15 protein-coding genes are annotated in these 13,529 nt (G+C 67.0%); 3 read left to right on the forward strand and 12 right to left on the reverse strand.

Features of this window, described 5'->3' with window-relative positions; all coding sequences use genetic code 11:
• Nucleotides 1-2 precede the first annotated feature (2 nt).
• Nucleotides 3-2,150 carry an ATP-binding protein gene (locus MU553_RS14855; RefSeq protein ID WP_247378790.1) on the forward strand — a complete coding sequence of 716 codons (2,148 nt, stop codon included), beginning with the start codon at nucleotides 3-5 and terminating at the stop codon, nucleotides 2,148-2,150.
• A 61-nt stretch (nucleotides 2,151-2,211) separates the two neighbouring features.
• Here the strand turns inward: MU553_RS14855 and MU553_RS14860 are convergent, their stop codons facing one another.
• The 11 genes from MU553_RS14860 to cbiT form a co-directional block, all read right to left on the reverse strand.
• Nucleotides 2,212-3,435: an outer membrane protein assembly factor BamB family protein gene (locus MU553_RS14860; protein WP_247378791.1), complete on the reverse strand. Its 1,224-nt coding sequence runs from the start codon at nucleotides 3,433-3,435 to the stop codon at nucleotides 2,212-2,214.
• Complete coding sequence (locus MU553_RS14865) at nucleotides 3,428-3,799, reverse strand: DUF3209 family protein (RefSeq protein WP_247378792.1); 372 nt, start codon at nucleotides 3,797-3,799, stop codon at nucleotides 3,428-3,430. The genes MU553_RS14860 and MU553_RS14865 overlap by 8 nt, the downstream gene beginning before the upstream one ends.
• A 22-nt stretch (nucleotides 3,800-3,821) precedes the next feature.
• Nucleotides 3,822-5,054, reverse strand: coding sequence for a CbiX/SirB N-terminal domain-containing protein (locus tag MU553_RS14870; protein ID WP_247378793.1), 1,233 nt, complete (start codon nucleotides 5,052-5,054; stop codon nucleotides 3,822-3,824).
• Nucleotides 5,051-5,731: a cobalamin biosynthesis protein gene (locus MU553_RS14875; RefSeq protein WP_247378794.1), complete on the reverse strand. Its 681-nt coding sequence runs from the start codon at nucleotides 5,729-5,731 to the stop codon at nucleotides 5,051-5,053. The genes MU553_RS14870 and MU553_RS14875 overlap by 4 nt, the downstream gene beginning before the upstream one ends.
• Entirely contained in the window at nucleotides 5,731-5,976 is a 246-nt protein-coding gene (locus MU553_RS14880) for a ferredoxin (protein WP_247378795.1), read from the reverse strand. Before MU553_RS14880 ends, MU553_RS14875 begins: the two co-directional genes overlap by 1 nt.
• Nucleotides 5,977-5,979: 3 nt before the next feature.
• Nucleotides 5,980-6,951: a precorrin-3B C(17)-methyltransferase gene (gene cobJ, locus MU553_RS14885; protein ID WP_247378796.1), complete on the reverse strand. Its 972-nt coding sequence runs from the start codon at nucleotides 6,949-6,951 to the stop codon at nucleotides 5,980-5,982.
• A gap of 3 nt (nucleotides 6,952-6,954) precedes the next feature.
• Nucleotides 6,955-7,854 carry a precorrin-3B C(17)-methyltransferase gene (locus tag MU553_RS14890; protein ID WP_247378797.1) on the reverse strand — a complete coding sequence of 300 codons (900 nt, stop codon included), beginning with the start codon at nucleotides 7,852-7,854 and terminating at the stop codon, nucleotides 6,955-6,957.
• A 173-nt stretch (nucleotides 7,855-8,027) separates the two neighbouring features.
• Nucleotides 8,028-9,020, reverse strand: coding sequence for a cobalt-precorrin 5A hydrolase (cbiG, locus tag MU553_RS14895; protein ID WP_247378798.1), 993 nt, complete (start codon nucleotides 9,018-9,020; stop codon nucleotides 8,028-8,030).
• A 1-nt stretch (nucleotide 9,021) separates the two neighbouring features.
• Nucleotides 9,022-9,882 carry a cobalt-precorrin-4/precorrin-4 C(11)-methyltransferase gene (locus MU553_RS14900; protein WP_247378799.1) on the reverse strand — a complete coding sequence of 287 codons (861 nt, stop codon included), beginning with the start codon at nucleotides 9,880-9,882 and terminating at the stop codon, nucleotides 9,022-9,024.
• Nucleotides 9,875-10,621, reverse strand: a complete 747-nt coding sequence (locus MU553_RS14905; protein WP_247378800.1) for a cobalt-factor II C(20)-methyltransferase — start codon at nucleotides 10,619-10,621, stop codon at nucleotides 9,875-9,877. The genes MU553_RS14900 and MU553_RS14905 overlap by 8 nt, the downstream gene beginning before the upstream one ends.
• Nucleotides 10,618-11,196 carry a precorrin-6Y C5,15-methyltransferase (decarboxylating) subunit CbiT gene (cbiT, locus tag MU553_RS14910; protein ID WP_247378801.1) on the reverse strand — a complete coding sequence of 193 codons (579 nt, stop codon included), beginning with the start codon at nucleotides 11,194-11,196 and terminating at the stop codon, nucleotides 10,618-10,620. Before cbiT ends, MU553_RS14905 begins: the two co-directional genes overlap by 4 nt.
• 149 nt (nucleotides 11,197-11,345) lie before the next feature.
• Here cbiT and MU553_RS14915 point away from each other — a divergent pair, with 149 nt between their 5' ends.
• Nucleotides 11,346-12,161 (forward strand): DUF7839 domain-containing protein, encoded by an 816-nt coding sequence (locus MU553_RS14915; RefSeq protein WP_247378802.1) that lies wholly within the window; start codon nucleotides 11,346-11,348, stop codon nucleotides 12,159-12,161.
• 64 nt (nucleotides 12,162-12,225) lie between these two features.
• Nucleotides 12,226-12,825 carry a hypothetical protein gene (locus MU553_RS14920; protein ID WP_247378803.1) on the forward strand — a complete coding sequence of 200 codons (600 nt, stop codon included), beginning with the start codon at nucleotides 12,226-12,228 and terminating at the stop codon, nucleotides 12,823-12,825.
• 84 nt (nucleotides 12,826-12,909) lie between these two features.
• On the opposite strand, the gene MU553_RS14925 is transcribed toward MU553_RS14920, so the two are convergent.
• Complete coding sequence (locus MU553_RS14925) at nucleotides 12,910-13,524, reverse strand: molybdenum cofactor guanylyltransferase (RefSeq protein ID WP_247378804.1); 615 nt, start codon at nucleotides 13,522-13,524, stop codon at nucleotides 12,910-12,912.
• Between the last annotated feature and the right edge of the window lie 5 nt (nucleotides 13,525-13,529).

Genomic DNA, 13,529 nt, shown 5'->3' on the forward strand with positions numbered 1-13,529 from the left:
CTATGGTTGTATTCGGCGACGGCAAAAAACCTTCGCAGGGCCGGACGCAGGCGCTCTCGTTCGGCGAGATCGTCGGCCAGGCGGAGTTCAAGCAGGCGTTGCTCGTGGTGGCGGCCAACGACGACATCGACGGGTTGCTCGTCAGCGGCGAGAAGGGAACGGCGAAGTCGACGGCCGTCCGAGCACTGAGGGACCTCCTCCCCGACCAGCGTGCCGTCGCTGACTGTCCGTACGGCTGTCATCCCAAGGACGCCGACAGCCAGTGCGAAGAGTGCCGCGGCCGCGAGGACCCGCCAGTGACCGAACGGCCGGTTCCCCTGGTCACGCTCCCGCTCGGGGCGACGAGAGACCGGGTGGTCGGCACCCTCTCGGTCGGCGATGCCCTCGACGGAAAGAGTGAATTTCAGCCGGGATTGCTGGCTCGCGCGAACCGCGGCATCCTGTACGTCGACGAGGTGAACCTGCTGGACGACCATCTCGTCGACGTGCTTCTGGACGCGGCGGCAAGCGGGATCAACCGCGTCGAACGGGACGGGATGAGCGTCAGCCACCCGGCCGAGTTCACGCTCGTGGGAACGATGAACCCGGAGGAGGGCGACCTGCGTCCACAGCTCAAAGACCGCTTCGCGCTTCAGACGACCGTCACGGGGTGCGACGACGTCGACGACCGGGTGGCGATCATCGAACAGGCGCTCGACGGGCCCGGGGAGAAGCGTTCGGTCGACGGCGACGCCGCGCAACGGCTCCGGACGGCGCGAGACCGACTCGACGCCGTCGCACTCCCCGATGAGTTCACGGAAGATATCGCGCACCTGTGCCGTGACGCGGGGATCGACGGCCACCGCGGTGACATCGCCACGGCGAGAACCGCCCGGACGCTGGCCGCTCTCGACGAACGAACGAAAGTCATCGAATCCGACGTCCGCCGAGCCGCGGAGTTGGCGTTGCCCCACCGCTTCCAGTCGCGTCCGTTCGAGGACGCCCCCGATCCGTCCGAGACCATCGCGGATCACTTCGACGACGACGAGGACGGGAACACCGAGGATGAGTCGGGGAACCGCCCTGACGGGGACGATAACGGAGACGACGAGACGGAGAGCAGCGAACCTGACGGCCAAGACGAACCGGAAGGCGACCGCGGAGGGGAGGGGCACGCAGCCGGCGAGCCAGACGAGGGCCACGGCGACGCCGACCGACCGACCGATGAATCTGGCGAGCGGACGGACGAGCACCGAGAGCAGTCCGCCTCTACCGGGGCGACCGGCGACGAGAGTGACGGCGCGGAGGCCGACAGCGAACAGCGCGACGACGGTCGAGAGACCGGCGATTCAGCCGACGACGCCGACCCCGCGACGCCGCTGGTCCCGGGCCAGGAGCGCGTCGGTATCGGAGAGAGCGCGGCACCGGACATCGACGTGACCGGGGCAGCAGAGGACGGCACTGACGGAGCGCGAGCGCAGTCGAGACCGAACCCGGACAACGACGGTCCCCGAGTACGAACGACAGTTGCTGACGGCACGTCGTCCATCGACGCCGCTGCGTCGGTGAGAACCGCCGCTCGACGCGGCAGCGACAGGGTCGAGACGCGTGATCTCCGCCAATCGGTCCGTGCCAGCGACGCCGGTGCGCTCGTGTTGTTCGTGGTCGACGCCAGCGCGTCCATGCGGCCGGCGATGCGGACCGCCAAGGGAACAGTTCTCGAACTCCTCAAGGACGCCTACCAGCAGCGCGACGAGGTCGGGTTCGTCGCGGTCGCCGGCGACAGTGCCGACGTGGTGCTCCCGCCGACGGACAGCGTGACGCTCGCCGCGCGTCACCTCAAGGACCTCCCGACCGGTGACCGGACGCCGCTTCCCGACGGGTTGCGAACCGCCAGCGAGGTCATCGACCGCGCGAATCCCCACAGCTGCGTCGTCGTCCTCGTCACGGACGGCAAGGCGAACGTCGCCGAGGGGAGCCCCACGGCGAAGACGCGAGCCGCTGCGAGTGCCCTCGCCGAACAGGGCGCGCACGTGGTCGTCGTCGACGCGAGCGACGGAGACCGCGCCGGAGTCACCGACATCATCACCGACGCGACCGACGGCGACCGCATTCCGCTGAGCGCCCTCTCGGCGGAGCGACTCGACGTGGCAGTCGGCGACAGACGCTGAGTCGAACCGCTCGACGGCAGTCGCGACTTAACGCACCAGTCCGGTCGCCAAAAACGAGCGATTAGCCGAGGGACTCGACGTGCAGTCGATAGCGGCCGCGCCGTCGCTCCTCGTCGTGATAGGCCACCGGCTCTTCGATCGCAGCGGCGAGCCCGTCGCGCAGCGTCGCCGCCGAAACGACGCCGTCAGTGTCGACTGCTCGGACGAGTCCGTCAGCGAGATCGAGCACGCAGAAGCCGTGCGCGTCAGCGTCGCGATCGCGGAAGTGCTGGGCGCCGGGAACCACCAGCCGGTCCCCGTTCGTTCCGATCCCGGTCGCGAACCCACCGACGGACTCGCGCCAGTTCTGGGAGCCGTCCGGCGCGACGCCGACGGCAGTGTGTTCGTTCGGGTGGCGCACCTCGGTTTCGCGTCCCTCGGCGGGATAGGTGTTGCCGGTGACGAAGACGGCACCGGCGTCGGTCGCGTGGACGTGGTTCGGATACGCGTAGACCGTCTCGCCGTCGACGGACTCGGGGGTCGCGAGCGGGATTCGCGAGCGCTCGCCGCCGCGAGCGTCGAGTCGATAGCCGTGGTAGTCACCGTGGCTCGCCACGACGACGTCGTCGCCGACGAGCGACACGTCACCGACGCGGCGCTGCCCGTCTGTCCCGGGGTCCCAGGTGAGACGTTCCGCCCCCGTCGTCGCGTCGAGGACGACCAGTCCGCACTGGTGGGTCCCCGGACACCGATTGTAGGCGATCGCCAACCGATCACCGCTCACGTCGAGACTGATCGGCGAAGCGTCCGTCTCGTACCGCCACGCGACGCTCCCGTCCGCATCGAACCGGTAGACGACGCTGCGGAACTGACGGTCGCCGTCGGTTCGCTCGTACCGGCGGGCAGCGACGTACCAGGAGTCACCGTCGGTGACGACGTCTGCGACGAACGGCAACAGAAACCGCGTCTCGGTCTGGGCCGCACCGAGGTCGGTGGCCGTCTCGTACCGCCAGCGGCGTTCGCCCGTCGCTGCATCGTAACATCGAACCGCGCCGGCAGGTCCGCGCTCGCCGGCGACGATATTGCCTTCGAGAGCACTAATTGTAACGAGGCTGCCGCTCGGTTCGTCGGAGTCAGCCCGCCACTGTTCGTCGAGAGTCCGATCGAACGACACGACGTCACCGGTAGCGGTGCCGACGACGATCTGCTCGTCGGTCAGGAGCACTGCTGACCGTCGGCCGAGATGCCGCGATCCCGCCGGTTCGATCTCACCGAGATCGACGCACTGGTGGCCGAGACTACTCATCGACCGGGAAGGCTTCGTGGAGGTGGTGGTGCGCTTCGCCGAGTCCCGTCAGGACGCTCTCGGATTGCGAGGTCAGGCGATGGACGGCCCGCTCGGCGTCGCGGACGGCCACGAGTCGTCCGCGGGTGTAATCGTACGCCGGGTCGTCCGGGTCCATCGAGGCGACTTCCGCCTCCAGGTCGATGAGCGCCGCGTCGAGATGGCGCTCGATCTCCGGGAGCGTCTGGGCGTGGGCCAGCGCTTCGATCGGTCCCTCCAGGCTTCCTTCGAGCTCTTTTTCCGCGTGTTCGCGCGTCTGTTCGTCTCCGATTCCGAGTGCGTTCATCATGCCCAGTCGAAGGGCTTCGATTTCGTCACAGCTCATGTATGCGATGTATTTATCCGTATTACAGCGTCTGATCGACGAGGTCGCTGACGATGCGGTCCCGGTCGAGGTGGGACGAGACGATGCGGTCGGTGTCCTCGGCGTCGACGCCGCCGTACCAGACGCCGTCGGGATAGACGGCGACCATCGGCCCCTCGCCGCAGCGGCCGAGACACGACGAGCGCGTGACGCGAGCGTCGCACTCGTCGGAGTCCCGGACTGCCTGTCTGAGAGACTCCATGACGGCTGGCGCGCCCTCAGCCGCGCAGGTCTGGTTCGTACAGACGGCGACGTGTTTCTCGGGGGCGTCGTGGACGTGCGGGTCGTCGTCGACGTTCTCCCGGTCTGCGTGTGTCTCCTGGTGGGTCAGCGCCCGGAGCATCGCACGCGCCCCGCCGACGTCTTCCTCGTAGCCGTCGAGTTCGACCTTGTACTTGCAGGTGTCACACGACATCTCGACGCTGCCGGTCCGGGCTTCCTGCCAGCGGTCGCCCAGCACGTCGAGCAGTCGGGGGTCGGTCCCGAGGGGATCACCGGCACCAGCGTCGACGTAGGGGTACTCGTCGTCGAACGTCGCCGCGCCGTCGCGGATTCGCTGCGTCAGGACGCCGTCGCCGAGCATGTACGGCAGGACGACGACGGCGTCGGGCCGGCGCTTGGCGACGGTGTGTAGCGTCTCGTCCAGGAGGGGTTCCGTCACGCCGATAAAGGACGGTTCGACGCGTTCGAACGCTCGTCCTTCGTCGAGTAGCCGGGCGAGTTTGTGGACGTCGCCGTTGGCATCGGGGTCGCTCGAGCCGCGGGCACAGAGGACCACGACGACGTCGTCGGCGTCGCGGTCGACGCCGAGGTCGGCTTCGACGCTCGCCGCGCGGTCGTCAAGCAGATCGATCAGCGCCGGATGGATGCCCAGGTGGGCTCCGTTGTTGACCGTCAGGTCCTCGTGTTCGGATCGGGCGCGCTTGACTGCCAGGGGCACGTCGTTTTTGACGTGGCTCGCCGCGAACAGCGAGAGCGGCACGACCGTCACCTCCGAGACGGTCCCGGCGAGTCCAGCGATGGCGTCCGGGATCGTCGGCGCTGCAAGTTCGAGGAAGCCGGCGTCGACGGGAACGCCGAGTCGCTCTTCGAGAGCGGCCGCGAGGTCGCGGACCTGGTCGTTCGATTTCTCCCGGCGTGAGCCGTGCCCGACCAGCAGGACGGCTTCGTCGTCGAACGGGACCGTGCTCTCGGGTCCTGGGGTGCTACGACTCATGGATCGACGTCGTACGATTCGGCCTGCTGGAGGCTCTGTCGCAGTTTTCGGCGGCGCGAGGGCGCGAACAGGCCGGTCTCTTCGCTCCCGTCGTAGAGCCAGTCGCCCACCGTCGGCACCGCCTCGTCGGCCACGCCGAACCAGTACCCGCCGGACGAGGTCTCGGCGATCTCTTCGGTCGGTGCGTCGATCGGCGTCGCCTCCAGGAGTCGCTGAACGACGTCGAGGAGCGCGCGGTCGTCGGCGACGAACGAGAGTCCGACAGTCCCCGACGATTGCTTGAAACAGATCGTGCCGCAGCCTTCCAGCAGGCCGCGAAGCAACTGGCGGCGGTGGTCGGTGAACGCGTCGAGTCGGTAGCCGCCCGGCTGTCCGTCCCGCGGAAGGCCGAACGCCGCCGCGGCCCGCGCAGACAGGTCGCCGAACACCTGAACGGTGTACTGTTCCTCAGTACGCGTGAGCGCGGTGTCGTGAGCGTACTCGCGTTCGCGAATGCGCTTGTCGACCTGTTCGGCACCCGCGATGGCCGCCAGGCGTCTCGCGGCAGTCTCGTCGGTCGTGCGAACGGTGACGCAGTCCTCGCCCAGGTCACCGTCGCCGACGACGCGACCCCAGAAGTACGCCGTCTCCGAATGGCTCGACAGCAGGTCTCTCGGGATGCCAGTTTCGACCGACATCACGACTCCTCCACGGTGATCGCGTCGAGCGGACAGGCCGCCGCTGCCTGACGGGCGTCGTCGACCATATCGTCACCTTCGAAGGAAACAGTGACTTCGTCGGCCTCCGTCCGCCGTTCGGTCACAGCGTCGGCGTCCTCGTCGATAGTGGCAGTGCCGTCGTCGGCCTCGACGAACCGTCCGTCACGGACGAGACACGCGAAGACGCCGTCGCAGGCGTCCCTGTCGATGGTGACCTCGTACATGGCTCAGTAGTCGTACTTGGTCTCGTAGCCACGCGGCGTGACCATCCTGTCGTCCCAGACGTAGGTCTCCTCGTTCCCGATCAACAGCGTCGTCGTCATGTCGACGAGGTCCGTCTCGCCGAGTTCCGGAAGGTCCCGGAGCTCGACGATCTCGACTTCCTCGTCCTCGCGGCCCGCCGCGTGGACGACGCCGACCGGCGTGTCCGGGTCGCGGTGTTCCAGCAGGATTTCACAGCACTTCTCGTAGTTGTCCCGGCGCTTCCGGCTCCAGGGGTTGTAGATCGCGATCGTGAACCCTTCCTTGGCGGCCGCGTGAAGCCGCGACTCGATAGTCGGCATGTCCGTCAGGTGGTCCGACAGCGAGATCGAGACGGTGTCGTTCACCAGGGGCGCGCCGACTCTGGCGGCACAGGACTGGGCTGCGGGGACGCCCGGCACCACCTCGAAGTCGAGCATCGTCGCGGTCGCGCCCTTCGACTCGATGATCTCCAGGGCGAGGCCCGCCAGCGCGTAGACGTTCGGGTCGCCGCTACCAATGATGGCGACGTCGTTGCCGGCGAGCGCGCGGTCGATCGCTTCCTCGGTTCGGGACACCTCGCCGCACATCGGCGTGTCGTAGATGTCCTCGGCCGAGTCGGTGATCTCGTCGGGGAGCAACTCGACGTACGTCGTGTAGCCGACGATGTGTTCGGCGTTCGCCAGCGCCGTCTTCGCGCGGTCGGTCATGCCTTCGGGCTGGCCAGGGCCGAGACCGACGGCCACGAGTTGGCCGGGGTCTGCGTCGAAGTCGTCGACCGTCGCGCCGACTTCCTCCTCGTCGCTGTCGTCGGTCGACCCGCCACATTTCGAGCCGCTGGACTCGCTGGTCGATCCGCCGCACTTCGATTCGGAATCGGTGTCAGGGGTCGCCTCGCTCCCGCCACATTTGCTTTCGGTGTCTGTACTCGCTTCGTTGGTGGTCTCGTCAGTACTCATGGTTCAGAAATCGTCGACGTCACGCCCGCCGCGCGGGGTGACGAGAAACTCGCGGTGGTCGTTCGCCCATACCTCCGTCTCGTGGTTGCCGATCAGGATGGACGACCCCATCCCGCCGACCTTCTCGTCGTGGTCGGTCACCTCGGCGAGCGTCGTGATGGTGTGCGTCTCGCCATCGACGTTGCGGCCGGCGTCACCGCGACCGGCGTCGTTGACAATGGCGACCGGGACGTCGTCGGCGCGCTCCTCGCGGACGACCTCGATCGCGCGCTCGTAGTCGCGCCAGCAGTTGTAGAGGACGATCACGAATCCCGAGATCGCAGCGGCGCGAAGCTTCTCTTCGATTTCGTCCCAGCCGCGCCACTTGTCAGAGAGCGAAACCGTACAGAAGTCGTTCGAGAGCGGTGCGCCGAGGTTGGCCGCGCCACCCAGCGCTGCGGTCACACCGGGCACGATCTCGATCGGCACGTCCGTCGCGCCGTCCGCCTTGGCCATCGTGAACAGCAGGTCCGACTTCCCGTAGACGTTCGGGTCACCGCCGGAGACGTGCGCCACGTCCTCGCCTGCTCGCACGCGCTCGAACGCCTCCCGTGCGAGTTCGACCTGCCGCCCCATCGTCGAGCGGACGAGCGCCTGTCGGGTTCCGTCGGGCCGTTCGAGGACGGTCCCGTCGTCGCCGGCCGTGGCCGCTCCGCCGTCCGTCGCCGCGGTTTCGACGGCCGCGTCCTCGGGCGGGAGCGTGCCGTCGCGCCGGAGGAACTCCTGGTAGAGGTTCGAGGCGATCACGCAGTCCGCCGTCGCGACGACGTCTTTCGCTCGCTGGGTCATCGCGTGTGGCAACCCCGGCCCGATTCCCACGACGTAGAGCGTTCCGGCCTCGCCGTCACCCTCGGCAGCGCACATCGCTCCCTCCACTACTTCGCTGACGATACCGGCGTCGTTCGAGTTCTCGATCCGACTGACCGATGAGACGGTCCATACGCAGTGGTACGCACGAACCAATAAAACAATTTGGTTTGTATTAAAACAATCTCGGTTGCATTACCGTCCAGAGACCGGCGACGGTGTTCCGTGCATCAGCGCCCGACGGCGACCGTCACAGCGTCGTCGTACTGTGTCTTCTCGATCAGGAGTTCGTGGGATCGGCCGGCAGCGATCGCACTCGCCTCCGCGATGCCCGGCCAGCCGATGAGTTCCCGGGATCGAGACGGCGACGGCCCTTCGAACTCTTCTAGAGTCTCCTTCTGGAAGGCGATCACACCGAGACCGAGTTCGCTGGCGGCAGCGAGCAATCCCTCCTCGTCTTCCTTGCGCGTGCCGGTCGCGACGAACTCGACGTCGTCCATCTCGTACTCGGTACCTTCGAGGGCAGATTCCCAGGCCGAGACGAACTGGTCTTTCTTCGCGCCGGAGACGCTTCCGGTTCCGAGGACGACGCCGTCGTCGCTGTTGCGCTTCAACACGGTCACGTCGTCGCCGACGAGTACGGCCCGCGGGCCGTCCAGTCGCTCGACGGGGCCGAGTTCGTCGTCCAGCACGGCGAGGTTCGTCGCGACCGTCGAGTCGCCGTTGACAACGTGGGCGTCCAGCGCCTTCGCTCGTTCCTCGACGCCCTGCTTGCCCGCCGCTTCCGACGCCGTCGTCATGGCCGGAACAGCGCCCATCGACGCGAGGTCCTGTGCGACCTGGTTCGCACCGTGGTGGCCACCGGTGATGGGGATCGCCCAGGTGAGTTCCTCGTCGACGACGACGATCGCCGGGTCGTCCCACTTGTCGTCCAGCAGCGGCGCCGTCTTGCGCATCGCGATTCCCGACGCCATTAGCCCGACGAAACAGTCGTACTCGCCCCAGTGCTCGGCGAACACGTCGCCGTGGTACTCGATGACGTCGATGGACTCGTAACGGTCGCCGATGTCAGCGACGATTTCCTCCGCCGTGTCCATCTTTCGCTCGAAGGAAATGATGGCGATCTCTTCGGCGACCTCCCCGTCGCTGTCGGGCGTGGAACAGTGGCCGCCGCTCGATTCGTTCCCGTCCGCGTCCGTCTCCGCGTCGGTGTCCGTACTCATGTCAGTCGTCAGCCTCCCCGGAGCCGCGATTCGCCCAGCCATCGTAGAGATACGACCGCTCGTAGCCCGTACCGGTGACTGCCTCGCCGATGAGCACCAGCGCCGAGGCACGGTAGCCCGCGTCCGCGACTTTCTCGCCGATCGTGCCGATTGTCCCCTCGATGACGTCCTCGTCCGGCCACGACGCGTGGTAGACGACCGCCACTGGCGTGTCGGGGTCGTGCCCGGCGTCGAGCAGTCGGTCCATCGTCTCTCCGACGGCGTGGGTGCCGAGGTACACGCAGGTCGTCACGTCGCCCATCTCGACGAACTCACTGATGTGGTCTTCGTCCTCGTCGAGCGTCTTCCCCTGCGGGCGCGTGAACGCGACGTGGTTCGAGACCTCGTTGAGCGTGAGTTGCGTTCGGAGCGTCGCGCTGGCCGCGAACGCGGCGGTGACGCCGGGGACGAAGTAGGTCGGAACCCCTTCGTGTTCCAGCGCGTCCATCTGTTCGAGGGCGGCCCCGTAGATCGCCGGATCGCCGCTGTGGAGGCGCACGACGTCGTCGCCGTCCTCGTAGGCGTCGCGCATGAGCGGAATCAGCTCCTCTAAGTCCTTGCCGATGCTGGACACCGTCTCAGCGTCGGCGCAGTACTCGTCGAGCAGTTCGCTGTTGACCAGCGACCCCGCGTGGACGACGAGGTCCGCGTCTTCGACGAGTTCCTTGCCGGCGACGGTGAGCAGTTTCGGATCGCCCGGTCCGGCACCGACGAAGGGAATCCCCTCCTGCTGGTCTCCAGCGTTGTGCTCGTGGACGCGAGGATCGCGCTCGGTGGTCCGTTCGTCACCTTCCGCGTCGATCGCGTCTTGTGGCTCAGTCATCGGATCGCACCTCCGGAGATTCGTCGCCAGCGCCGGTGCCGTCGGCTTGCGCCGTCGCGTCGAATTTCGCGGTCGCGAGGTCCGTCTCCAGGTCGGCCTGCTCGGCGTAGGCCAGCGTGTAGTAGTCTCGTTCGTCGATCTCGCTGGGATCTTCGGTCACGAGCGTCTTGCCCTGTTCCATGAACAGCCGACGGCCGTACACCACGTCGTAACCGGCTTCGACCAGACCCTCGTGAGTCGCCGGTGCGTCAGTCACTTTGAACAGGACCATCCGATCGGGCCCCGTGGGAGCTGTGCCGTCGTCGGCCTCGCGGAGTGCGAGTCCCGAACCGGCCGGAATCTCGACGCCGAGCGCCGTCGCGAACGCAGTCACGGCACTGACGCCCGGAACGATTTCGAGGGCCACGTCGGGATGGAAGGCGTCGAGCGTCCGCCGGAGATGGCCGAACGTCGAGTAGACGTTCGGGTCACCCAGCGTGACGAAGGCTGCGTCCCCGTCGCGTGCCTGGGGCGCGATCTCGGCCGCGGCGTCCTTCCACGCGCGGCGCAGTTTTTCCTCGTCCCGCGTCATCGGGAAGTCGAGGTCGCCGATCCGTTCCTCGGAGACGTGTTCGGTCGCGACCGACCGCGAGAGCCGACCAGGGGAGTACACCACGTCCACCTGTTCGAGAACCCGCTTCCCGCGCACCGTTACCAGCCCCGCGTCACCCGGCCCGAGACCGACACCGTAGAGCGTCATCGCGAACCTCCATCGGCCGCCACGTCGGCGTTGCTGTCCGTGCCGCCGACGAGCATGTACACCGGGTTGTCCGAGTCGAAGCTCGTCGCGCCGGCGAGTTCGTAGCCGTGGCTCACCTGGAACTGGACGACCTCGTCGAGCAGGTCGCGCTCACGGAACGCCTCTGTCGCCGCGCCGGCGACCTCCAGGCGTGAGACGTTCATGACCACGCGGTCCACGTCGGCCTCGACGGCGTGATCGAGCACGGCCTCGTAGTTGCGACTGCCGCCGAGGAAGAGCGCGTCCGCGTCGTCGGGCAACCCCTCGGGAGCCTCCGCTTCGCGGAGGGTCACGTCGGCGGTCACGTCGTTCGCCGCGAGGTTCTTCCGCGTCGCGTCGAGTCGCTCGGACTTCCGTTCCAGCGCCGTCACGCGGCCGGCCCGCCTGGCCGCCTCGATCGTGACCGCACCGGTACAGGATCCGACCTCCGCGAAGTGATCCGTCGCGTCGAGACCGAGTTTCGAGAGCAGGACGGCTCGCACCTCCGGCTTCGTCGGTCCCGCCTTCGCATCGTGTGGAAGCGCTACAGGAGCCATTACGACAACACAACTTCGCTCGGGCATAAAACAATTTTGCTTGTATTAGGGCAATCGAGTTTGTGAAAAGTCGGAGTTGTCGGGGTGTCGGGGAAAGTCACGACGGACTAGGGCAAAAATACTTGAGTTGTCGAGTCTGATCGGGAACAATGGCAGAGGACGAGGGCGGGGCAGCCGATTCCAACGTGCTCCGGAACAAGCGAGACGCGACGCGGTACCAGATACTCGTCCAGATCGCAGAGCGCCAGCCGGCGGTCAGTCAGCAGGAGGTCGCCGACGCGATCGGCATCACCTCCCAGGCCGTCAGCGACTACCTGCAGGACCTGGTCAAGCAAGGTTTCGTTCAGAAGCACGGACGAGGACGCTACGAAGTCACCAAGGAGGGCGTCGACTGGCTCATCTCACAGACGGATCGGCTCCAGGAGTACGTCCAGCACGTTTCGACGGAGGTGATCGGTCAGGTCGACATCGAGACGGCGCTGGCGACGGGCGACGTCGAGAGCGGCCAGGCAGTGTCGCTGTCGATGGTCGACGGGACGCTCCAGGCGACGCCGGGCAGCACCGGCGGTGCGACTGCCGTCGCCGTGACGTCCGCCGCGGCAGGCGAGGACGTCGGCGTCACGGACTTCGAGGGCGTGTTAGAGTACGACCTCGGCGACGTGACCATCATCTCGCTGCCGCGGGTCGACGACGGCGGAAGCAGCGCAGTCGACCCGTCGACCGTCGCCGACTACGCGGCGGATCACGACCTGGTCGCGACCGCGGGCGTCGAGGCATACGCTGCGGCCCAGGCCGCCGACCTGGACCCCGACGTTCGATTCGGGACGCCGACGGCCGTCCAGGAGGCCGCGACGCGGGGGCTGGACGTCCTTCTCATCGCGGTCACGAACCAGCTCGCCGCCCACACCGAGAAACTGCGAGACCAGAACGTGAGTTACGAGATGGTCGACGCAGCCGACCACTGAGGAGCCCGGGCCGTATTTGTGCTGAGAGGTGGTTTGATGTGTTCTCGTCGTGATGAATAAAACGATGACAGACGACTCAGACTCGAATCCGGTTAGCCGAGCCTTCGAACTGCAGCGGAAGACGATCGAGCAGAGCCAGGAAGCGATGAAGCAGGGGCTCGAATTCCAGCAGCGACTCAACGAGGCGCTCGTCCGCGGCGTCGAGAGCGGAAGCGAGGCCCGCGACCGCGGGACGGAGATGACCCGTGACGCACTCCACAACACCCTCGACGCCATCGAGGAGATGGTTCCTGACGCCAGCGGCAACCTCGATCAGGTCCGCGAGGCCATCGATCAGCAGTTCGACGCGGCCAGGGACGCGAGCGAAGAGGCCAGCGAGCGCGCCGTCGAGTTCACGGAAGGCTCGCTGGAGAACGTCGAACAGGCCTCCGAGTCCTACCTCGACTCGGTCGACGAGCAACTCGACGCGATGCTGGAAGCACACGAGGACCTCGAAGCACAGACGCTCGAATTCATCGAACAGAGCGAGGCACAGATCGAGAAACTCCAGGAGCAGGCCGGCACCGACGTGGCGGCCGAGCAGGTCGAACAGGTCCAGGAGCGCATGCAGGAACTTCGCGACCAGTTCACTGGCGACACCGAGCCCAACAGCAACGAGCAGTGAGCACGTTCCGCTGCACTCGCTCGCCTGACTGTTCGCTCCACCGGACCGCCACTCGCACAGTGGGCAATTTTTCTTTCGGGAAGATCAGTCAGAGATGGTCGACAGCTCTCGTCTCGTGTTCACGTTCGTCAGCGAGTCGGTTATCGCAACCGCTTCCGGCGCTTGCGAGGCACGCACCGTTCGGACGGCCTCCAGTTCGCCGAGCAGTGCCTGCAGGCCGGCCCGAGTCGGCAGGGAGGACAGCGCCCGTCGCACGGTCGATCGGCGATAGAAGGCGTGGAGCGGTTCGCGACCACCGTCCGTCTGGACGACGACAGCGTCGACGTCCGGTTCCCGAAACGCGCCGAGCCACGAGATCGCAGTGGCCGAGAGCAGCGGCATGTCACAGCCACAGGCGAACAACCAGGGCCTGGACGCGTCCGACGCAGCCGCGGCGAACCCAGCGATCGGTCCCTGAAACCCGTCCGCATCGGTGACGAACTCGACGTGGCCGGTGGACAGCGGTCGCTGGAGGGTCGTCCGCTGATCGCGGTCCCGAACCGCGACCAGCGGTGGCTGGTCTGTCACGGCGGTGACCGACGCCACCACGCGTTCGATCAGGGTCTCGCCGTCGTAGGTGGCGAGTGCCTTGTTCTCGTCACCGAACCGATCGCTGTCGCCGCCGGCCAGCACGACGCCCGTCACTGTCTCCATCGTCATCGTTG

Source organism: Halorientalis brevis, from assembly GCF_023077655.1.